At 75.1% G+C, this 19,148-nt stretch carries 18 protein-coding genes; 12 read left to right on the top strand and 6 right to left on the bottom strand.

Features of this window, described 5'->3' with window-relative positions:
- Positions 1-25: 25 nt before the first annotated feature.
- The 3 genes from ACQP6G_RS00430 to ACQP6G_RS00420 all read left to right on the top strand — a co-directional run bounded on the left by ACQP6G_RS00430 (position 26) and on the right by ACQP6G_RS00420 (position 1,342).
- A complete protein-coding gene (locus tag ACQP6G_RS00430; RefSeq protein WP_429762204.1) occupies positions 26-433 on the top strand; it encodes a LysM peptidoglycan-binding domain-containing protein in 408 nt (135 codons plus the stop codon).
- Positions 434-544: 111 nt separating this feature from the next.
- Positions 545-1,030, top strand: coding sequence for a transcriptional regulator NrdR (gene nrdR / locus ACQP6G_RS00425; RefSeq protein ID WP_429762203.1), 486 nt, complete (start codon positions 545-547; stop codon positions 1,028-1,030).
- A gap of 132 nt (positions 1,031-1,162) precedes the next feature.
- A complete protein-coding gene (locus ACQP6G_RS00420; RefSeq protein WP_429762202.1) occupies positions 1,163-1,342 on the top strand; it encodes a DUF5302 domain-containing protein in 180 nt (59 codons plus the stop codon).
- 89 nt (positions 1,343-1,431) lie between these two features.
- On the opposite strand, the gene serA is transcribed toward ACQP6G_RS00420, so the two are convergent.
- Together serA and ACQP6G_RS00410 are read right to left on the bottom strand one after the other, a co-directional pair.
- Entirely contained in the window at positions 1,432-2,670 is a 1,239-nt protein-coding gene (gene serA / locus ACQP6G_RS00415) for a phosphoglycerate dehydrogenase (protein ID WP_429762201.1), read from the bottom strand.
- Between the two features lie 94 nt (positions 2,671-2,764).
- A complete protein-coding gene (locus ACQP6G_RS00410; protein WP_429762200.1) occupies positions 2,765-5,074 on the bottom strand; it encodes a HelD family protein in 2,310 nt (769 codons plus the stop codon).
- A 170-nt stretch (positions 5,075-5,244) separates the two neighbouring features.
- On the opposite strand from ACQP6G_RS00410, the gene ACQP6G_RS00405 reads away from it, so the two are divergent.
- The 5 genes from ACQP6G_RS00405 to ACQP6G_RS00385 all read left to right on the top strand — a co-directional run bounded on the left by ACQP6G_RS00405 (position 5,245) and on the right by ACQP6G_RS00385 (position 9,846).
- Positions 5,245-6,657 (top strand): PP2C family protein-serine/threonine phosphatase, encoded by a 1,413-nt coding sequence (locus ACQP6G_RS00405; RefSeq protein WP_429762199.1) that lies wholly within the window; start codon positions 5,245-5,247, stop codon positions 6,655-6,657.
- Entirely contained in the window at positions 6,654-7,865 is a 1,212-nt protein-coding gene (locus ACQP6G_RS00400; RefSeq protein ID WP_429762198.1) for a sensor histidine kinase, read from the top strand. Before ACQP6G_RS00405 ends, ACQP6G_RS00400 begins: the two co-directional genes overlap by 4 nt.
- Before the next feature lie 90 nt (positions 7,866-7,955).
- Positions 7,956-8,396, top strand: a complete 441-nt coding sequence (locus tag ACQP6G_RS00395; protein ID WP_429762197.1) for a response regulator — start codon at positions 7,956-7,958, stop codon at positions 8,394-8,396.
- A 113-nt stretch (positions 8,397-8,509) separates the two neighbouring features.
- On the top strand, positions 8,510-9,448 hold the full coding sequence (locus ACQP6G_RS00390) for a proteasome assembly chaperone family protein (protein ID WP_429762196.1): 939 nt from the start codon (positions 8,510-8,512) through the stop codon (positions 9,446-9,448).
- 194 nt (positions 9,449-9,642) lie between these two features.
- Positions 9,643-9,846 (top strand): cold-shock protein, encoded by a 204-nt coding sequence (locus ACQP6G_RS00385; protein WP_429762195.1) that lies wholly within the window; start codon positions 9,643-9,645, stop codon positions 9,844-9,846.
- Between the two features lie 96 nt (positions 9,847-9,942).
- On the opposite strand, the gene ACQP6G_RS00380 is transcribed toward ACQP6G_RS00385, so the two are convergent.
- The gene (locus ACQP6G_RS00380; protein ID WP_429762194.1) at positions 9,943-10,761 is read right to left on the bottom strand and encodes a spermidine synthase; all 819 of its coding nucleotides are present in this window, start codon (positions 10,759-10,761) and stop codon (positions 9,943-9,945) included.
- Positions 10,762-11,056: 295 nt separating this feature from the next.
- Here ACQP6G_RS00380 and ACQP6G_RS00375 point away from each other — a divergent pair, with 295 nt between their 5' ends.
- Genes ACQP6G_RS00375 through ACQP6G_RS00365 form a run of 3 tightly spaced genes read left to right on the top strand, consistent with a single transcriptional unit; the run spans position 11,057 to position 13,214 of the window.
- Entirely contained in the window at positions 11,057-11,473 is a 417-nt protein-coding gene (locus ACQP6G_RS00375; protein ID WP_429762193.1) for an SAV_6107 family HEPN domain-containing protein, read from the top strand.
- Complete coding sequence (locus ACQP6G_RS00370; protein WP_429762192.1) at positions 11,470-12,747, top strand: DNA polymerase IV; 1,278 nt, start codon at positions 11,470-11,472, stop codon at positions 12,745-12,747. Before ACQP6G_RS00375 ends, ACQP6G_RS00370 begins: the two co-directional genes overlap by 4 nt.
- A gap of 38 nt (positions 12,748-12,785) precedes the next feature.
- Positions 12,786-13,214, top strand: coding sequence for a DUF3040 domain-containing protein (locus ACQP6G_RS00365; protein WP_429762191.1), 429 nt, complete (start codon positions 12,786-12,788; stop codon positions 13,212-13,214).
- A gap of 213 nt (positions 13,215-13,427) precedes the next feature.
- Here the strand turns inward: ACQP6G_RS00365 and ACQP6G_RS00360 are convergent, their stop codons facing one another.
- Genes ACQP6G_RS00360 through ACQP6G_RS00350 form a run of 3 tightly spaced genes read right to left on the bottom strand, consistent with a single transcriptional unit; the run spans position 13,428 to position 18,084 of the window.
- Positions 13,428-15,665 carry a transglutaminase TgpA family protein gene (locus tag ACQP6G_RS00360; protein ID WP_429762190.1) on the bottom strand — a complete coding sequence of 746 codons (2,238 nt, stop codon included), beginning with the start codon at positions 15,663-15,665 and terminating at the stop codon, positions 13,428-13,430.
- Positions 15,662-17,065, bottom strand: a complete 1,404-nt coding sequence (locus ACQP6G_RS00355; RefSeq protein ID WP_429762189.1) for a DUF58 domain-containing protein — start codon at positions 17,063-17,065, stop codon at positions 15,662-15,664. The genes ACQP6G_RS00360 and ACQP6G_RS00355 overlap by 4 nt, the downstream gene beginning before the upstream one ends.
- A gap of 8 nt (positions 17,066-17,073) precedes the next feature.
- Positions 17,074-18,084 carry an AAA family ATPase gene (locus ACQP6G_RS00350; protein ID WP_429762672.1) on the bottom strand — a complete coding sequence of 337 codons (1,011 nt, stop codon included), beginning with the start codon at positions 18,082-18,084 and terminating at the stop codon, positions 17,074-17,076.
- A 495-nt stretch (positions 18,085-18,579) separates the two neighbouring features.
- Here ACQP6G_RS00350 and mraZ point away from each other — a divergent pair, with 495 nt between their 5' ends.
- Positions 18,580-19,014, top strand: coding sequence for a division/cell wall cluster transcriptional repressor MraZ (gene mraZ, locus ACQP6G_RS00345; protein ID WP_429762671.1), 435 nt, complete (start codon positions 18,580-18,582; stop codon positions 19,012-19,014).
- Positions 19,015-19,148 lie beyond the last annotated feature (134 nt).

The raw sequence follows: 19,148 nt of genomic DNA, 5'->3' as shown, positions 1-19,148 counted from the left end.
CCTAGTACAGCAGTTCGACGTACAGGTGTTCGACGAACAGACGTTCGACGGAGCGGCCGCCCCGGGCGGCACCGCGTGGACCGGAGGCAGGACGATGCAGAACGCACGCAGCACCAGCGACGCGCACGGTTTCCTCGGGCTCGGAGGGCTCCGACTCACCCGCAGGGGCCGGGTGGTGGTCGCGGCCCTCGTGCTCCTCGTGCTCGTGGGAGCGGGCTTGTTCGGCCAGCGCGCCGTCGCCGAGTCGCCGGGCACGGGCGTCGAGGTCCGGCTCCAGACGGTGGCGCCCGGCGACACCCTCTGGCAGTACGCGCAGCAGGTGCGTGACACGGGCGAGGATCTGCGTGACGTGGTCGCCGAGCTCCGCGACCTCAACGGGCTGACGTCGGCGGAGCTCCAGACCGGGCAGGTCGTGGTGCTCCCGCTGGACTGACGGCGAGGATCGGCCCCGCCGCGGGGGATCCTGCTTGCGCGGACGGTCGCCCGCCGCTTACCTTGTCGGGCAGCCGGGCGCCGGTCCGGAGCCGAGCGCAGGAGACCAGCGATGCACTGCCCGTTCTGCCGCCACGCGGACTCGCGAGTCGTCGACTCGCGCACCTCCGACGACGGCTCGTCCATCCGTCGCCGGCGTCAGTGCCCCGCGTGCCAGCGCCGGTTCACCACGATCGAGACGGCCAGCCTGTCGGTGGCCAAGCGCTCCGGGGTGACCGAGCCGTTCAGCCGGGACAAGGTGGTGGCGGGCGTGCGCAAGGCCTGCCAGGGCCGGCCGGTGAGCGCCGACGACCTCGCCGTCCTCGCGCAAAAGGTCGAGGAGACCCTGCGCGCCTCCGGCCGGCCGGAGATCGAGGCGAACGAGGTCGGCCTGGCGATCCTCGGGCCGCTGCGCGAGCTGGACGAGGTCGCCTATCTGCGCTTCGCCAGCGTCTACCAGTCGTTCGAGTCCCTCGAGGACTTCGAGTCGGCGATCAGCTCGCTGCGGGCGGAGCGGGACGAGCGCGCCACCGCCGGGAGCGGCGGCACGACCGCCTGACGCCCGGGTCGCCCGGTCCGGGCGAAATGCCCTGGCGCCGGGTGACGGCCCGGGGCATGCTGGACGGCACCAGGTGCTGCGTGGCCCCGCCGCGCGAGCACACCCACCCCGACGGACGACGAGGTGACCGCGATGACGGACGACTCCAGGGCGAAGCCCTCCGAGGACACGAAGGCGCGCTTCCGGGAGGCGCTGGAGAAGAAGAACGCCGCCAGCCACCCGACCGCCGGCAAGGACGGCAACACCGGCCAGGTGCACGGCTCGGAGACGACCGGGCCCGTGCAGAAGATGTTCCGCCGCAAGTCGGGCTGAGCACCGACCGACGCGCGAAGGGCGGCCCCGGGGAACCGGGGCCGCCCTTCGCGCGTGCGGCGCGTGCGCCGTGCGGTGCCGGGTGGGTGTCAGCCGGCGGCGGGCCCCGGCGGGAACTCGGGCCGCTCGAACGCGTCGCGGATGCGGAGGCGGATCGTCGAGTCCATGGCCTGCAGCTTGGCCGACGCGCCGCGCTGGGTGACGTCCGAGATGTCGGTCACCACATAGCCGATCTCGCCGCGCGTCGCGAGCATCTGCGCCTCGATGTTGGCGCCGTGGTCGGCGAAGACCTGGTTCACGCGGGCGAGGACGCCGGGCACGTTGCGGTGCAGCAGCATGATGCGGCCGACGCCCGTGTGCGCGAGCTGGAGGTTCGGGAGGTTCACGGACAGCGTCGTGGACCCGGTCGCCACGAAGTCGCGCAGCTTCTTGGAGACGAACTCGCCGATCGCCTCCTGGGCCTCCTCCGTCGAGCCGCCGACGTGCGGGGTGAGGATGACGTTCGGCAGGCCGCGCAGGGGCGACGTGAAGCCGTCGCCGCGCTTCTTCGGCTCGGTCGGGAAGACGTCGACGGCCGCGCCGCCGAGGTGCCCGGAGCGGATGTGCTCCCGCAGCGCCTCGACGTCCACGACGAAGCCGCGCGACAGGTTGAGGAAGATCGCGCCGGGCTTCATGCCGGCGAACAGGTCCGCCCCGAAGAGGCCGGCGTTGCCCGCCCGCCCGTCCACGTGGATCGTCACGGCGTCGGCCGCGGCGAGCAGCTCCTCGATGGTCTCGACGCGGTGCGCGTTGCCGAGGGCGAGCTTCTCGGCGGTGTCGTAGAAGACCACCCGCATGCCGAGGTTCTCGGCGAGCACCGACAGCTGGGAGCCGATGTTGCCGTAGCCGATGATGCCCAGCGTGCGGCCCCGCACCTCGTGCGAGCCCTCCGCCGTCTTGTCCCAGACACCGTCGTGCAGCGCCTTGTCGCGCACCGTGAGGCGACGCGTCAGGGCGATGATCTCCGAGATCGCGAGCTCGACGACGGAGCGCGTGTTCGAGTAGGGCGCGTTGAACACGGCCACGCCGTGGGCCGCGGCGGCCTCGAGGTCGATCTGGTTGGTGCCGATGGAGAAGGTGCCGACGGCCTGCAGGCCGGGGACGCTCTCCAGGACCTTGCGGGTGACGGTGGTCTTGGACCGGATGCCGAGGATCTGGAAGTCCGCGAGGGACTCGATCAGCTCGGACTCGTCGAGCGCGCCGGGGCGCGTGACGACCTCGATGCCCGCATCACGAAGATTCTGGGCAGCGACGGGGTGGACGTTCTCGAGAAGGAGGGCTCGCAGCACGAGGCCATGGTGCGCCGTGCGGGCCCGCGCCGACAAACGCGTCTCACCGTTGCGGTGCCATGTCCGGTGGCGATGTCCGGTGCCACCTCCTGCGTCACGCCGCGACGAGCTCCACGATGCCGGCGGGGAGGGCACGCTCGTGCACGACGACGAGGCGCTGGGTGGGGCGCGTCATCGCGACGTACAGGTCCGACGCCCCGCCCGGACCCTCCGCGACGGCCGCCGGCTCGACCAGCACGACGGCGTCGAACTCCAGCCCCTTGGCCGCGCGCGGGTCGAGCACGCTCACCTGGGCGTCCTCCGGGCGCTGGGCGAGCAGGCGCGCGCCCTCGTCCGGCCCGAGGGCGTCGGGCAGGGCGGACTCGACGGCGACCCGGATCGCCTCGACCTGGTCGGCCGCGGCCACCACCGCCACCCGTCCGGCGCCGTCGGAGCCGACGAACTCGCCCGCGAGGGAGACGGCGTGGTCCACGACCTCCTGGACCAGAACCGGACGCGCGGGACCCGACGGCGTGACCCGCGTGAGCTCCAGCGCGCCGTCGACCTGCCGGGCGGCGGTGAGCGGCGAGACGGGGAGCGCGGCCTCCGCGGCCATCCGCTGCGCGGCGTCCGCGACCGCGGCCGGGGTGCGGTAGGAGACCGTCAGCTCCTCCAGGCGCCAGGAGTCGCCGAGCACCGGGTCCAGCGCACGGGCCCACGACCGGGCGCCCGCGGGCGACGACGTCTGCGCGACGTCCCCGACGATCGTCATCGAGCGCGTGGGCACGCGGCGCACCAGCATCCGCCACGCCATGGGGGAGAGCTCCTGCGCCTCGTCGACGACCACGTGGCCGTACGTCCAGGTCCGGTCCTCCGCGGCGCGCTCCGCGGTCGTCAGCCGCGGCCCGGTGGACTCGAACCGGGAGGCCAGCGTCTCGGCGTCCACCAGGCCGCCGCCCGCGCCGGTGGACTCGAGCACGGACCGGGCGTACTCCAGCTCCGCGGCGCGCTCGGCGGCGCGCGCCCGGGCCTCGGCCCTGGCGATCGAGTCGTCCTCGCCGAGCAGCTCGGCGGCCTCGTCGAGCAGGGGGACGTCGGCCTCGGTCCACGGTGCGTCCGGGTCGCGCCGGAGGGCCGCTCGCTCGCTCGCGGACAGCTCGGGCGCGGCCTCCGCCAGCCGGTGCGGCTTGGCGAAGAGGTCGGCGACGAGCTTCTCGGGGCTGATCGGGAACCAGGCGAGGTTGAGGGCGACCCGCACGTCCCGGTGGGAGCGCAGGTCCTCGGTGACCATCGCGACGTCCTCGGGGGCGAGCTCGGTGTCGGCCGCGGCGCGGTACTGGTCCACGAGGCGCGCGAGCATGTCGCGCACGAAGGCGGCGCGGGCCTCGTTGTGCGGTTTGTGCGTGCGGCGCGCGCGGCCGATCGCGTCGCGCACGTCGCGGCGGCGCACGACGAGGTCGTACCCCTCGAGCCGGAAGCGGACGTCGCGCTCCGGGACGCGCTCGCGGGCGCGCACGGCGCGGCGCACGACGTCGCGCCACACCAGACGCCCCTTGATCTCGGTGGCGGCGGGGGTGTCGGCCAGGTCGGCCCGGACGCCGGGCAGCAGCTCGCCCACGGTGGTCGCGACGACGCCGGTCTCGCCGAGCGAGGGCAGCACCTGGTCGATGTACCGGAGGAAGGCGCGGCTCGGGCCCACGAGGAGGACGCCGCTGCGCTCGAGCACGCGACGGTGCGCGTACAGGAGGTACGCGGCGCGGTGCAGGGCGACGGCGGTCTTGCCCGTGCCGGGGCCGCCCTGCACGACGAGCGCGCCGGCGAGCTCGGCACGGATGATGCGGTCCTGCTCGGACTGGATCGTCGCGACGATGTCGGTCATCCGACCCGTGCGGCGCGCGGCCAGCGAGGCGAGGAGGGCGCCCTCGCCGGAGAGGGTCGACGCGGCGAGGGAGCCGTCGCCGCCCTCGGCGCCGTCCGCCAGGGCGTCGAGGTCGAGCACCTCGTCCTCGAGCCCGGTGACCGCGCGTCCGGTCGTCACGAGGTGCCGGCGACGGCGGACCCCGGCGGGGTGGAGGGCGGTCGCCCGGTAGAACGGCGTCGCGGCCGGCGCCCGCCAGTCCGTGAGCAGCGACCGGTGCTCGGCGTCCGCGAGACCCAGGCGTCCCACGTACCTGGTGTCGCCGTCGTCGAGGTCGAGGCGACCGAACGCGAGCCGGTCCTCGACGGCGTCGAGCTGGGCCACGCGGTCCTCGTAGAGGGTGGCGAAGGCGTCCCGCTCGCTCCGGTTCTGCGGCGACCCCGACGGCCCCGAGCGCCGGACCTCCGCGAGCCGGTCGCGCGTCGCGCGTCGCAGCTCGTCCAGTCGGGCGTAGAGGCCGTCGACGACCTCCTGCTCGCGTGCCAGCTCGTCCTGCCTGCCTGCCACGCATCCTCCCCAGCGTCCTTCGGGCCGCGCTCTGACGACGGTGCGGCCCCGGCGGCGGACCATCATTGCAGATGCCGGGGCCGCCCGCGGGCACCGTCCGGCGCCGGGCGGCGACGCGCCGGGCCCCGGACACCTGCCCGGAGCGGAGGGCCGGGGCTAGGATCAGGCCCATGAGCAGCGGCGACGTCCTGCGATCCGGGTCCGACGGACCCGCCGAGGACGCGGCCGCCACTGTCCTCCTGGTGGAGGACGACGACGGGGACGCGCTGCTCGTCACCGAGCTGCTCGAGGACGCCGAGGTCACGGTCGTGCTGCGGCGCGCCCGGTCCGTGGCGGAGGCCGTGGACGCCCTCTCCCGGCCCGGCGGCGCACCGGGGGTCGACTGCGTCCTGCTCGACCTCGGGCTGCCGGACGCCGTCGGGCTGACGGCGGTGTCGCGGCTGCGCGAGGTCGCCGAGCGCGTCCACGACGTGCCCGCCCTCGTGGTGCTCACGGGCCTGACCGGCGGCGACCAGGGGTTGCAGGCGGTGGCCGCGGGGGCCGACGACTACCTCGTCAAGGGCGAGACGGACTCGGGGCTCCTCGGCAGGTCGCTGCGCTACGCGCTCCAGCGGCGCCGGTCCGCGGCACAGCAGCGTGCGCTCTACCGCAGCGCGGTGCGGGCCGAGGAGACCGCGCGGCTCGAGCGGGCCCTGCTGCCGAAGCCCCTGGTCGGCGACGAGCGCGTCTCGGTGATGGTCGGCTACCTGCCGGGCGGCGGCGGCCTGCTCGGCGGCGACTTCTTCGACACCGTGGAGCGGCCGGACGGGTCCGTGCTGTCCGTCGTGGGCGACGTCGCCGGCCACGGCCCCGACGAGGCGGCGCTCGGGGCGACCCTGCGCACCGCCTGGCGCACCCTCGTCCTCACCGGCACGCCGCCCGAGCGCATCCTCGAGCACCTGGAGCGCGTGCTGCTCACCGAGCGGGCACGGCCGGAGGTCTTCGTGACCCTCTGTCAGGTGGTCGTCGCCCCCGACCGTTCCGGGATCGACCTCTACCTGGCGGGCTACCTGCCGCCGCTGCTCATCACGGGGCCGGTCGGGGACCTGCGCTGCGAGCTGCTGCCGCCCACCGGTCGGGGGCGGGCGCTCGGCGTCCCCGTCGACGGCGGGTGGGAACCGCGGCGGATCGCGCTCGACGGCCCTTTCGCGCTCATGCTCTACACCGACGGGCTCGTGGAGGCGGAGGTGCGGCACGGCGGCGTCCCCGACGCGGCGGCGGAGCCGGTGCTGGACGGCCTGGGCAAGGACGCGCTCGGGCTCGTCGCGCTGCACGGCGAGCGACCCACGCGCGTGGGTCCGTTGCGGCGCCGGGTGCCGCGCCTCGGGCAGTCCGGGCTGCACGAGCTGGTGCGAGACGACCTCGAGCGGCAGGGCATCGTCGGCGTGGTCGAGCGCGTGCTGCGACGCGTGCGCGCGCTGCACGGCGGCCCGCTCACCGACGACGCGGCGCTGCTCGTCGTCGGGTGGACCGGGCACGACACGCCCTACCTGGGGGAGCGGTCCTCGACCCTCGCGGACTCGGCCGAGTGGGCGCGCCCGTGAGGCGCGAGCGCCCGCTGCACGACGTCGTCCTGCGGCTGCTGCTCATCGTCGGCGCGGTGCTGCTGCTCGCGCTCGCCGTCGCGCTCGTCGCGATCCAGCGCTCGCTGGTGCTGCTGCGGGTGGGCGCCGGCGACGAGGCGATGGACGCGGCCCACGCGTGGAACCTCACCCTGCTCGTCGTGGTGATCGTGCTCGTCCTGCTCGTGGTGGTCATGGGCCTGTTCATGTGGCGCGCGCTGCAGCGGGGCGTGACGCGGCCCCTGGCTCGGCTCGCGGACTCGGTGCGGGCCGCCAGCACGGGGGAGCACGAGCACGAGATCCGGGTCGAGGGCACCGGCGAGGTCGCGGCGCTCGCGGCCGACGTCGAGCACATGCGCCGCGAGCTGGTGCAGCAGGTGGCCGAGGTGCGCGCGTCGCACGGCGAGACGGAGCGCGCGCACGCCCAGCTCGCCGAGCAGGCGCGCGAGCTGGCCCGCTCCAACCAGGAGCTGGAGCGCTCGAACCGCGACCTCGAGCAGTTCGCCTACGTGGCCTCGCACGACCTGCAGGAGCCGCTGCGCAAGGTGGCGAGCTTCACCCAGCTGCTCCAGAAGCGGTACGGCGAGCAGCTGGACGAGCGGGCGGACCAGTACATCGCCTTCGCCGTCGACGGCGCGCGCCGCATGCAGCGGCTCATCCAGGACCTCCTGAGCTTCTCGCGCGTGGGGCGCTCCGGCAGCGAGCCCGAGGACGTCGACCTCGAGCGGGCGCTCGAGCAGGTGCGGCACGACCAGGAGCGCCGGATCGTCGAGGCGGGCGCGGAGGTCACGCACGACCCGCTGCCCGTCGTCCGGGGGGAGAAGGCGCTGCTGACGATGCTGCTGGCGAACGTCGTGGGGAACGCCGTGAAGTTCCGGGACCCTGGCCGTCCGCCGCGCGTGCACGTGTCGGCGCGGCGGGTCGAGGGGCCGGAGCCCGGCTGGGAGCTGTCCTGCACCGACAACGGCATCGGCATCGACCCGCAGTACGCCGAGCGCGTCTTCGTCATCTTCCAGCGGCTGCACCCCAAGGACGTCTACTCGGGCACCGGCATCGGGCTCGCGCTGGTCAAGCGGGTGGTCGAGCACCACGGCGGGCGGGTCTGGCTGGAGCCGGCCCCCGGCGGCGGGACGTCGGTGCGGTGGACCCTCCCGGACCGTGACGAGGCGACCGACGTCATCGTCGGTTAGGCTCGGCAGACGTCGCTGACCTGCGACGATGCTGCAGAAGGTACGGCAGGGGCGCGCCCCGACCGGGCGTTCGACGACGAGGGAGCGGGCATGACGGACCAGCAGACGGGTATCGAGGTCCTTCTCGTCGAGGACGACCCGGGCGACGTGCTCATGACCCGCGAGGCGTTCGAGGAGCACAAGGTCGCCAACCGGTTGTCCGTCGTGGCGGACGGCGTGAGCGCGATGGCGTTCCTGCGCAAGGAGGGCGAGCACGCCCAGGCGCCGACGCCGGACCTCATCCTGCTGGACCTCAACCTGCCCCGCATGGACGGCCGCGAGGTGCTCGCGGCGGTCAAGGCGGACGAGCGGCTCAAGCACATCCCCGTGGTCGTGCTCACGACCTCCGAGGCGGAGGAGGACGTGCTTCGGTCCTACTCGCTGCACGCGAACGCCTACGTGACAAAGCCCGTGGACTTCGACCGGTTCATCCAGGTGGTCCGCCAGATCGACGACTTCTTCGTCACGGTGGTGCGGCTGCCCCACCGCTGAGCGGGCCGTGGAGCGGCGGCCCACGGGCCGGGAAGGATCCGGGGCGGGGCGCGGTTGACACTCGTGCGGGCGCGAGCCCGTCGGCGCGAGCCGGAGAACCGAGGAGGAACCCCTTGCTGGACCCGCAGAGCATCTACGAGGTCGACGAGGCCGCCGTCGAGAGCGTCCTGCCCCACCACGGGCCCGACGCGCCGTCGGTCGGCACCGGGCCCGTGCTGCTGCACGCGCTCGACGGGTTCGTCGACGCCGGCTCCGCGGGCGAGATCGCCGTGGAGCACGTCACCGAGGAGCTGACGACCACGCGCCTGGTGACCTTCGACGTCGACCAGCTCCTCGACTACCGCTCGAAGCGGGTCGGGATGACGTTCGACGCCGACCGGTGGTCCGCGTACGACGAGCCCTACCTCGCGATCGACCACGTCGCGGACCGCGAGGGCACCGGCTTCCTGCTGCTGCACGGCTCGGAGCCGGACCTGCAGTGGGAGCGGGTCGTCGCGGCCGTGAAGGGCCTCGTGGAGCGCTTCGAGGTCTCCCTGACGGTCGGCTTCCACGGCATCCCGATGGGCGTGCCGCACACCCGGCCGCTGTCGCTGACGGCGCACGGCACGCGTCCCGGCCTGGTGGAGGACTACACGTCGTTCTTCGGCACCGTGCGGGTGCCCGGCTCGCTCGCGGCTCTGCTGGAGTACCGGCTCGGCGAGGCCGGGCACGACGCGATCGGCTTCACCGTGCACGTGCCGCACTACCTCGCCCAGTCGCGCTACGCGCCGGCGGCGGTCGTCGCGCTGCGGCACGTGGAGCGCGCCACGGGCCTGGACCTGGCGACGGGCCGGCTCGCGGAGGCCGCGGCGGACGCGACCATCGAGGTCGAGAAGCAGGTGGGGGAGTCGGGCGAGGTAAAGGCCGTCGTCAAGGCGCTCGAGGAGCAGTACGACGCGTTCACGAGGTCGGTGGGGCGGCCGAGCCTCCTGGCCGAGCAGGCCCCCCTGCCCACGGCCGACGAGCTCGGCGCGGAGTTCGAGCGCTTCCTGGCCCGGCAGGACGACGACTGACGCATCGCGCAGGCCCCGCCCTGAATGGCCGATGCGCGGCTTCCGCGGCATATCCGTGGCACGTCGGTGTGGTCCGTGCCACACTGACCGCGTTGCAGAGGCGCTCCTTCGCACGAACCGGCGGTGCGGCCTGCAACGACGGGTGGCCGCCCGGCCCGCTCGTGCCCGTTGTGACGGAAGGTCGAAGGATCAGCATGGCGCAAGGTTCTGTGAAGTGGTTCAACTCGGAGAAGGGCTACGGCTTCATCGCGCAGGACGACGGCGGGGCCGACGTCTTCGTGCACTACTCCGCGATCCAGTCGCAGGGGTACCGCACCCTCGACGAGGCCCAGCGGGTCGAGTTCGAGATCACCCAGGGCCCCAAGGGCCCGCAGGCGGAGCAGGTCGTGCCGCTCTGAGCACCCGGCACGCCTGACGACGGCCGCGTCCCCGGGGCGCGGCCGTCGTCGTGACCGGGGAGTCCGTCCCTCGGCCCGCCGCTCGCCAGCGCCGGGTCAGGCCCCGGTGAACTTCCGGAGCTCGCCCCCGACGAGGAGCCGCGCCGGGACGGGCAGGCTGCGCAGCCGGCGCGCGAGGCCGGCGTCGTGCAGGTCGACCTCGTCGGCGGCGTCTTCGCCGGACCCGTCGCGGGCGTCGTCGGGTACGGCCCTGACCGCGACGAGCACCACGTTGCCGTACCGGCGCCCCTTGAGGACGGCGTGCTCCGCGACGACCCCGAGCCGGCCGTCGGCCGCCGCGTCGGGCCCGAACGCCTCGGCGAGCGTCGCCGTCTCCCGGCGCGCGAGGGACAGCGGGGGGCGGTCCGCGCAGTTCGCCAGCAGGACGCCGCCGGGCCGCAGCACGCGGTGCGCGGCCGCGGCGAACGCGTCGTCGGCCAGGTGGTCGGGCGTGCGGTCGCCCGCGAAGACGTCGCGCACGACGACGTCGAACGAGCCCGGCGCCAGGGACGCGAGGGCGTGGCCGGCGTCGTCGGCCCGCAGCCGGAGTCGGGGCGAGCGCGGCAGCGCGAACCACGACCGCACGAGCTCGAGGAGGCGGGCGTCGACGTCGACGCCCAGCTGGCGCGAGTCCGGTCGTTCGTGCTCGACGTGCCGCGCGAGGGCGCACCCGGCCGCCCCGAGGTGCAGCACCCGCAGCGGGCCGTCGGGCATCCCCGCCAGCACGGCGGCCATCTGCTGCATGTACTCGAAAGCGAGGAAGCCGGGGTCGTCGAGGTCGAGGGCGGAGCTCGGCACGCCGTTGACGTGCAGCGTCACGCGGTCGGGGTGGTCCGGGTCGCGCTCGACGCGCGCCGTGCCCGTGTCGATCGGCACCTCCTCGTCGGGGAGTGTCGGTGTGTCGGGGGATGCTGGGTGGCGTCGACCGGACCGGCGCTCGGGGCGCGATCCGCCTCGGGAGGAGCGGGACATGCGACCAGTCTCGCCGCTCCGAGGGGCGGGGCGGACTGGGAGTCCGACGGTTGACAGGTTCGAACAGGTGTTCGACACTGGACGGGCGCGGGGAACCGCGGAGCACGGGAGGTGCAGGATGTCGGCTCGCACGAGATCTGCCGGTCCGACGAGCGGTCGGGGCCATGCCGGCCGAGCAGGTCATGTCGGTGGGGGCGCGGTGCTGCCCCCGAGCCCCGAGGTGACCCGGCTCCTCGATCGCTCCGACGCGGAGCTCGCGGCGGCCGCGACGGCGACGGACCCCGCCGAGCGCTTCGTCCACGCCCACCTGGCTGCGCTGCGCGCGGCGGCCGCCGTCGTCGCGTTGCGCGGACGCCCGTCGGTCCGGAGCCGGGCGCGCTCGGTCTGGGACATGCTGGCGCTCGTGGAGCCCGACCTCGCCGCATGGTCCGGGTACTTCGCCTCTGGTGCCCGGGTCCGGGCGGCGGTCGAGGCGGGGCTCGAGCCTGACGTCGACGCCCGCCGGGCGGCCGAGCTCGTGGCGTGCGCGGAGGACTTCCGGGACGAGGTCGGCCTCCTGGTCGACCCGCGCGCCGGGTTCGCGCGTCCGCTCGCCGTCGCTCCGGCGGCCTCGTGAGCCGCGGTCCGCGGTCTGCGGAGGCGTTCCGGGACTGGGGCGCCGACGAGTCGGGCACCTCCGTGCTGCACGTCGACATGGACGCGTTCTTCGCGTCCTGCGAGCTCGCTCGCCGCCCCGAGCTGAGAGGACGTCCCGTGATCGTGGGGGGCCGGGAGCGGGGTGTCGTGCTCGCGGCGACCTACGAGGCCCGGGCCTTCGGCGTGCGGTCCGCGATGTCGATGGCCGCCGGTCTGCGGCTGTGCCCGCAGGCCGTCGTGGTGCCGCCCGACCACACGCTGTACCACGAGGTGTCCGAGTCGGTCATGGCGATCCTCGCCACGATCACGCCGCTGGTGGAACGGATCTCGGTCGACGAGGCCTTTCTCGACGTGAGCGGGGCCCGTCGTCGGCTCGGCGCCCCGACGGTGATCGGGGCGAGGCTGCGCGAGCAGGTCCGTGCCGAGCACGGGATCACGTGCTCCGTCGGGATCGCGCGCAACAAGTTCGTGGCCAAGCTGGCGTCCACCCACGCGAAGCCGGACGGGATGATGCTCGTGCCGGCGGACGCGACGGTGCCCTTCCTGCGCACGCTGCCGGTGGGCGCGCTCTGGGGGGTGGGTGAAAAGACGGAGGCCGCCCTGGCGCGCTGGGGCATCACGACCGTGGCCCAGCTCGCGGACACTGACGTGCCGACGCTGCAGGCGGCGGTCGGGTCGGTCTCCGGGGCGCACCTGCACGACCTCGCGTGGGGGCGCGACCCGAGGCCGGTCGTCCCGGGTCACGAGGAGCGCAGCGTCGGGGCCGAGACCACGTTCGAGCGCGACCTGTGGGACCTGGGCGCGGTGGAGCAGCGCGTCCTCGAGCTCGCGGACCGGGTCGCGGCCCGGCTGCGGCACCAGGGCGTGGTCGCGCGCACGGTGTCGATCAAGGTCCGTACCTCCGACTTCCGGACCCTGACCCGGTCCCGCACGCTCGACGGCCCGACCGACGTGGCGCGCGCGATCTTCCTCGTCGCACGCGAGCTGCTGGGTGCGGCGGACCTGCGCGGTCTGCCCGTGCGGCTGGTCGGCGTCCGCGGCGAGAACCTGCAGGTCAGGTCCGGTCTCGCCGAGCAGGTGACCCTCGACGAGGCCGTGGATCCGCGTCAGGAGGCCCGCCGTGAGGCCGAGCTCGCGCTGGACGCGGTGCGTGAGCGGTTCGGCCGATCGGCGATCAGCCTGGGTGCGGCGTCGGGTCGCCGCCGAGGTTCACCCTCGTCGACTACCGTGCCGGGCGGCGCGGGCATATCCTGAAGGCGTTACCGTTCCACCTCGATCCCCGGGGGGACTCGATGCCACTGTCCGAGTACGAGCAGCGAGTGCTGGAGCAGATGGAGCGCGCGCTGAGCAGCGACGATCCCCGTCTGGCCAACACCCTGCAGCAGGCGCGCCGCCGGTCGCCCCTGCGTTATGTCCTGGCCGGCGTCGGAGTCGTCGCGGGCTTGCTGCTGCTCGTGGTCGGTGCTGCCACGTCGCAGGCCTGGGTCGGTGTCGTCGGCTTCGTCCTGATGTTCGCCGGCGTCGCCTACGCGTTCGCGGCCCCGCGCCGGTCGGGGCCCACGGGTGTGGTCCGGCCGGACGGCACCGTCGACCCGGCGACCAACCCGGACCGCGCGCGTCCGGGCCGCACCGCCCCGCAGGCGGCGCCCGCGGCGAAGAAGGAGGGCTTCCTCGCCCGTCTCGAGGAGCGCTGGGAGCGGCGACGCGACCAGGGCCGTTGAACCGCCAGGGTCGTTGAACCGCCGAGCAGCGACCCACTGCGGCGCCTCGTCGCACGCACCGCTTCACCGCAGGCACCACGAGCCCGCCCTGTCCCGAGGACAGGGCGGGCTCGTCGGTCGTCGGCACGCGCGTCCAAAGACGCACCGCGCTGGTGGTCCATCACCCCCGGGGCGGGCGGGCTCGTCCTGGCGGACCCGCGACCGTCGCCGGGCTCACCGTGTCGACAGGGTCTCACCGAGCCCGGAGGCGACCGCCGTCGTGAGCCGTTCGAGCTCGTCGGGCTCGGGCGCGACGGGCTCCCGCGCGTACCTGCTGGCCTCGGCCGCCCCTGCGAGCGCGGCGAGGTCCTCGCGCACCGCTGGGGCGAGCTCGCGGCCGGTCCGGGCGGTCACGGCCGTCGCGATGACGTCCGGCGCGCGGCGGAGCGTGGTGGCCGGCGGTAGCCGGACGCCCTCGGCGGCGAGGGCCGCGAGCACCTGCTGCCAGGCGAGCTCGGGGTCGAGCTCCTGCGACGCACGGCGCCGTCGGGCGAGCAGCAGCACCAGGCCGCCCACCAGGACGACGACGAGGCTGCCCGCGGTGATCCACACCCAGCCGGGGAGGCCGGTGTCGACGACGGGCGTGACCGCGGCGGCGGACGAGGCCGACGGCGTCGCCTCGTCGTCGGTCGAGGTGCTTCCCGCCGTGGGCTGCCGCTCGCGGAGGTCGTTGGCCGTGGGCGCCGCGGCCGGGTCGCCCTGCACGCGCGGCATCGTGTAGGCGGGCGGGCTCCCCGTCTGCTGGGCGGGCGTGGGCTCGAAGCGCACCCAGCCGCTGCCGGGGAAGTAGATCTCCGGCCAGGCGTGCGAGTCCTGCCCCGTGATCTGCCAGGCGGTCTCGCCGGTGCGGTCGCCGGGCAGGTACCCGACCGCGAGGCGCGCGGGGATGCCGAGCGACCGCGCCATGACCACCATGGTCGTCGCGAACTGGATGCAGTAGCCCGTGCGGTGCTGCAGGAAGTCCCAGACCGGGTCTCCCGTGCCGCCGCGGGGGATGGTCGTCGAGTACGTGAAGCGGGTGGGGTCGCGCAGCCAGCGCTGGAGGGCGACGGCCTGGTCGTAGGCGGTGTCGGCGTCGCCCACGGCCTCGCGCGCGGCCGCCTCGACGTCGCCCGCGTGCGCGGTGTCGGGCACCTGGGTGTAGACCTCGTCGAGGTCGGCCGCCGGTGCCCCCCGGAGGGTGGCGGGGTCGAGGTCCCGCTCGTGCACCGTGAGGGTGTAGGAGTCGCCCGCGGCCGTCAGCCCCCCGACCACCTCGTCCCTGGCGGGGTCGTAGCCCCACCCGCCGCCGTCCGTGGCCACCTGACGGGGGTCGATGCTGATGGGCAGCTTGTCGTCGCGGAGCTCGCCCACGTCGAGGGCGACCGTCCGGACGGCGGTCTCGCCGGACGGCGGGTCGTCGGGCCACAGGACGTCTCCGTCGCCGAAGTCTCTGCCGCCGCGCTCCTCCCCGCGCTGCCACCGGCGCCCGTCGAAGGCCGTGGCGGTGTAGCTGCGCAACGGCCCGACGTCGGCGTCGGAACCGGTGTCGTAGGACAGGACGACGGAGCGGGACCGTTCGGTCAGGCTCCGCAGGATGTCGAGGTCCTCGGCGAGGCGGATGGTGTCGCCCGTGGTCGTGAAGGTGCGGTACCAGCCCGCGGGCCCGCCGGGGAGCGCGGCGGACGCCGTACCGACCAGGCCGGCGACGACGGTGAGGACGACGGCCCCGGCGGTCGTCGCGACGGCGCGGGACCGCTCGGCGCGCCGCACGGGCGCGGGCGTGCGCTCGGCCCGTCGCGCCCGGGCGACCAGCGGGCCGTCGAGCGTGAGGAGCAGCAGCAGGGCCGCGACGGTCACGACGAACACGCCCCACGGCACTCGTCCCGCGAGCACGAGCGGCGGGGCCCAGAGGGCGAGGAGCGGCAGGCCGACCGCCGCGGGACGGCGCAGCGCGCCCGCGAGAGCGTCGGCGAGCAGCAGCACGAGCAGCGTGCCGCCGACCGTGAGCAGGCCCATGGGGACGCTGCCCGTCACGGGGGCGACCTCCGACCGGGCGATCTCCCCGGCCTCGCCGAGCCGCGCCACGACGCGCGACAGGTGCTCCGGGGTGACCACGAAGGTGGGGTCGGCGGTGGGGCCGCCGTACCGCGCGAGGACGAACCAGGCGGCGACGACGCCGCCCAGCACGCTGGGCCAGGCGGAGCCGGACTCCTTGGTGCGCAGCCCTCGAGCGCGGGCCCGCCGCTCGATCGTGACCCGGGACGTGACCGTCGTCGCGCTGACGAGGACGATGCCGAGGAGGGCCGCGCGGGTCCAGCCGCCCGGCAGCACGATGCTCGTGAGCGAGAGCATCGAGGCGGCGACCGCCACGGCGACCAGGACCCCGGAGGCGACGGTGCGGGCCGTCGGGCCCGCGTGGGCGGGGATCATGCTGCCCCCTCCGCGAGGAGCGCCCAGGCGCGGTCGGGCGCCGTGCCAGGGGGGCAGGTGGCCACGCGCCAGCCGGCGGCGCGCAGCGCGCCGACCGTCTCTCCCGCCGGCGCCGCACCGGGGTCCCGGGCCTCGGCCGGCGCCACGACGAGCGCCCAGCAGGTGCCCTCGACGCCGAGCTCGGCCACGTCGCGCAACGCGGCCTCCGGCTGGGGGCCCAGCACGGCGACGACGATCTCCTCCTGCGAGCGCGAGGCGCGCAGGGCGCGGACCGTCTGCAGGACGGCGCGCTCGGCGTCGGCGGCCCCGCGGTGCCCGCGCAGGTCGACCGCCTGGTCGAGGACCGTCGCGCGGCCGGTGCGCGCGCCGGCGGCGAAGGGGACGGGCGCGGGGCCCGAGCCGGTGGGCACCAGGCGCGCGGGGTGGCCGGCGTCGAGGAACGACGTCGCGACGGAGGCCGCGAGCTCGACGGCGAGCTCGCCCTCGGCGTGCGTGCGGGAGCCGCGGGTGGACGGCCAGACGCCGGTGCGCGGGTCGACGGGCGGCGGCAGCAGCGCCCGGTCGAACAGCACGGTCACGGGCCGCACGCCGGCGCTCTCGTCCGCCCGGACCATGAGCCGGCCCTGGCGCGCGGAGCCCGCCCAGTGCACCCGGCGGGGGTCGTCGCCGGAGACGTACTCGCGCAGGACGGAGTCGTCGGTGGACGCCAGCCGTGCGCCGGTGGCCGCGCGCTCGACGTCGCCGAGCACCCTCGTGCGCGTCGGCAGGCCGACGGTGCGGGGCCACACCGCGACGCGGGTCGCGGCGCCGAGCGGCTGCGTGGTGCGGACCAGCCCGAAGACGTCGGTGCGCGTGGTGAGCAGCGGGCCGAGGGCCCAGCGGCCCCGGCGGGACGGGGTGAGCGCGTAGGAGACCGCGATGCGGTCCGCGTGCGCCGTCACCCGGGCGCGGATGCCGTGCGGCCCCGCCAGCTCGTGCGCGGCCTGCTCGGACAGCCGCAGGCGGGCCAGCCGCTCGTAGGCGGCGCCCGTGCGTGCGCGGGCGCCGACGACCAGGCGCACCGTGGCCGTCTGGTCGCGCACGACGGGGTTCGGCGTGAGCTCGCGCGTGACCACGAGCGCCCCCCGACCGGCGTCGAGGCGTTGCACCCCCATGAGCGCCCAGGAGAGGAGGACGGCCAGCACGGCGGCGGCGCCGAGGCCCACGACGTCGGGCAGGTCGAGCAGGGTGCCGACCGTGACGAGCACCAGGCCCGCGACGAGCAGGGCCAGGCCGCGGCGCGTGGGCCGGACGCGGACGACCCGCCGCAGCGCCGGGTGCCGGGCGTCGCGGCGGCCGCGCTGCCCCGCCCTGCGCTCGGTGGCGGCCGGGACCGCGCCGGACTGGTCGTCGCCGGACATCGCCGGCCCTACCGGCCGCGTTCGCGGGAGGGCCGCGCGAACGACCCCGCGGGCGGGGCGACGGCGACGCGGCCGCCGGGCACGGCGGTGCGCTGGACGATCTCGGAGATCACGTCCTCGGGGGTCACGCCGCCGAGCCGGGACTCGGTGCTGAGGATCAGACGGTGGGCCAGGACCGAGACGGCGAGGGACTGCACGTCGTCGGGCAGCACGTGCTCGCGCCCCGCCATGGCGGCGGCGGCCTTGGCGGCCCGCAGCAGCTGGAGCGAGGCCCGCGGCGACGCGCCGAGCCGGACCCCCTCGTGCTGCCGCGTCGCGCCCACGAGGCCGAGCACGTACTGCTTGACGGGTCCCGCCGCGTAGACGGCGCGCACCGCCTCGGCGTACCGCACCATGTCGGCGCCGGTGGTGACGGGGGACAGGTGGTCCAGGGGGTCGGAGGACTCCTGGCGGTCGAGCATCTGCAGCTCGGCGTCCGTGTCCGGGTAGCCGACGGTGAGGCGGGCCATGAAACGGTCGCGCTGCGCCTCGGGCAGCGGGTAGGTGCCCTCCATCTCCACCGGGTTCTGCGTCGCCACGACGAGGAACGGCCGCGGCAGCGTGTGCGTGGTGCCGTCGATCGTCGTCTGGCCCTCCTCCATGCACTCGAGGAGCGCGGACTGCGTCTTGGGCGAGGCGCGGTTGATCTCGTCGCCGATCACCACGTTGTTGAACACCGGCCCGGGCCGGAACTCGAAGTCGTGCGTGGCGGTGCGGAAGATGTTGACGCCGGTGAGGTCGCTCGGGAGCAGGTCGGGGGTGAACTGGATGCGGCCGACACGGCAGTCGATGCTGCGGGCGAGGGCCTTCGCCAGCGTCGTCTTGCCGACGCCGGGGACGTCCTCGATCAGGAGGTGACCCTCGGCGAGCAGGACGGCGACGGTCACCTCGGCGAGGCCGGGACGCCCCGAGACCACGGAGTCGATCGCCTCCCGCACCCGCGTGGTGGCGGTGACGAGCTCGTCGAGATCTCTGGTCAGGGCGTCGAGGCCGGTCCCCGTGGAGGGAGTGGGTCCGTCCCTGTGGTCCTCCGTCTCCGTGCGTGCGCCGGCCAGCGTGGGGGAGACGGGTTCTGGGTGCACGGGTGACCTCCGGTTCACGTGCTCGTGACGTTCTCGCAGCCTAGTGGAATCGGGCCCGGACGTGACGACGATCACCCGCTCCACCTCGCTCCACGACGCACCCCGCGTGCGGTGGTCGCGGCCGTGCGGCACCTCCTGGTACCGGACGCACGCTGCGGGCGACACGATTCCGGCGACCCGCCCTCCACCGCCCTCCACCGGCGGCCCGCCCCGCCCCTGACGCCCTGACCTGCGGCGATGTGTGGGGACTGTGGGGGGAGCGGGTGAGATGGGGAGAACTCCCCCTCGTTCCCCGCGCCCGGTGGAGGAAAGTGGAGTAGCGTGGAGGCTGCGGGAGCGCGAGGGGAGGTGCGAGCCGTGGCAGGTCTGGAGGACACGTTTCCGGGGGCCGGGCTGCTGCTCGGCACCTACACCCCCAAGCTCGACGAGAAGGGCCGGCTCATCCTCCCCGCGAAGTTTCGCGCCCGACTCGCTCCCGGCCTCGTCATGACGAGGGGACAGGAGCGCTGCCTCTTCCTCCTCCCGATGGACGAGTTCGGCCGCATGTACGAGCAGGTGCGGCAGGCCCCCGTGACCAGCCGGCAGGCGCGCGACTACCTGCGCGTGTTCCTGTCGGGTGCGAGCGACGAGCTGCCGGACAAGCAGGGGCGGGTCGTCATCCCGGCCGCCCTGCGCGCGTACGCCGGCCTCGACCGGGACGTCGCCGTGATCGGCGCCGGGACCCGCGTGGAGGTCTGGGACCGCACCACCTGGGAGACCTACCTGGCCGAGCAGGAGTCGTCGTACTCCGAGACGTCCGAGCAGATCTTCCCGGACCTGCAGTTCTGAACCACCGGCACCACCCACAACCGCACAGCAGACGAGCAGCAGCAGGGCCCCGCACGACGAGGCCTCCTCCCGCGAGGGTCTGGCGCACTTCCCCGGTGCCAGAACGGCGCGGAGGGAGACCTGGCCGGGCGGGG

The organism is Isoptericola nanjingensis (genome assembly GCF_050311635.1).
GTDB lineage: Bacteria > Actinomycetota > Actinomycetes > Actinomycetales > Cellulomonadaceae > Isoptericola > Isoptericola nanjingensis.
The sequence above is the reverse complement of the archived record's forward strand: the minus strand, read 5'-3'. Positions and strand labels throughout refer to the sequence as shown.

Excerpts from the sequence above, each read along its gene's own strand:
- ACQP6G_RS00360 (WP_429762190.1), bottom strand. The coding sequence starts at position 15,665 with ATGATCCCCGCCCACGCGGGCCCGACGGCCCGCACCGTCGCCTCCGGG.
- nrdR (WP_429762203.1), top strand. The coding sequence starts at position 545 with ATGCACTGCCCGTTCTGCCGCCACGCGGACTCGCGAGTCGTCGACTCG.
- ACQP6G_RS00385 (WP_429762195.1), top strand. The coding sequence starts at position 9,643 with ATGGCGCAAGGTTCTGTGAAGTGGTTCAACTCGGAGAAGGGCTACGGC.
- ACQP6G_RS00405 (WP_429762199.1), top strand. The coding sequence starts at position 5,245 with ATGAGCAGCGGCGACGTCCTGCGATCCGGGTCCGACGGACCCGCCGAG.
- ACQP6G_RS00420 (WP_429762202.1), top strand. The coding sequence starts at position 1,163 with ATGACGGACGACTCCAGGGCGAAGCCCTCCGAGGACACGAAGGCGCGC.
- ACQP6G_RS00395 (WP_429762197.1), top strand. The coding sequence starts at position 7,956 with ATGACGGACCAGCAGACGGGTATCGAGGTCCTTCTCGTCGAGGACGAC.
- ACQP6G_RS00355 (WP_429762189.1), bottom strand. The coding sequence starts at position 17,065 with ATGTCCGGCGACGACCAGTCCGGCGCGGTCCCGGCCGCCACCGAGCGC.
- ACQP6G_RS00365 (WP_429762191.1), top strand. The coding sequence starts at position 12,786 with ATGCCACTGTCCGAGTACGAGCAGCGAGTGCTGGAGCAGATGGAGCGC.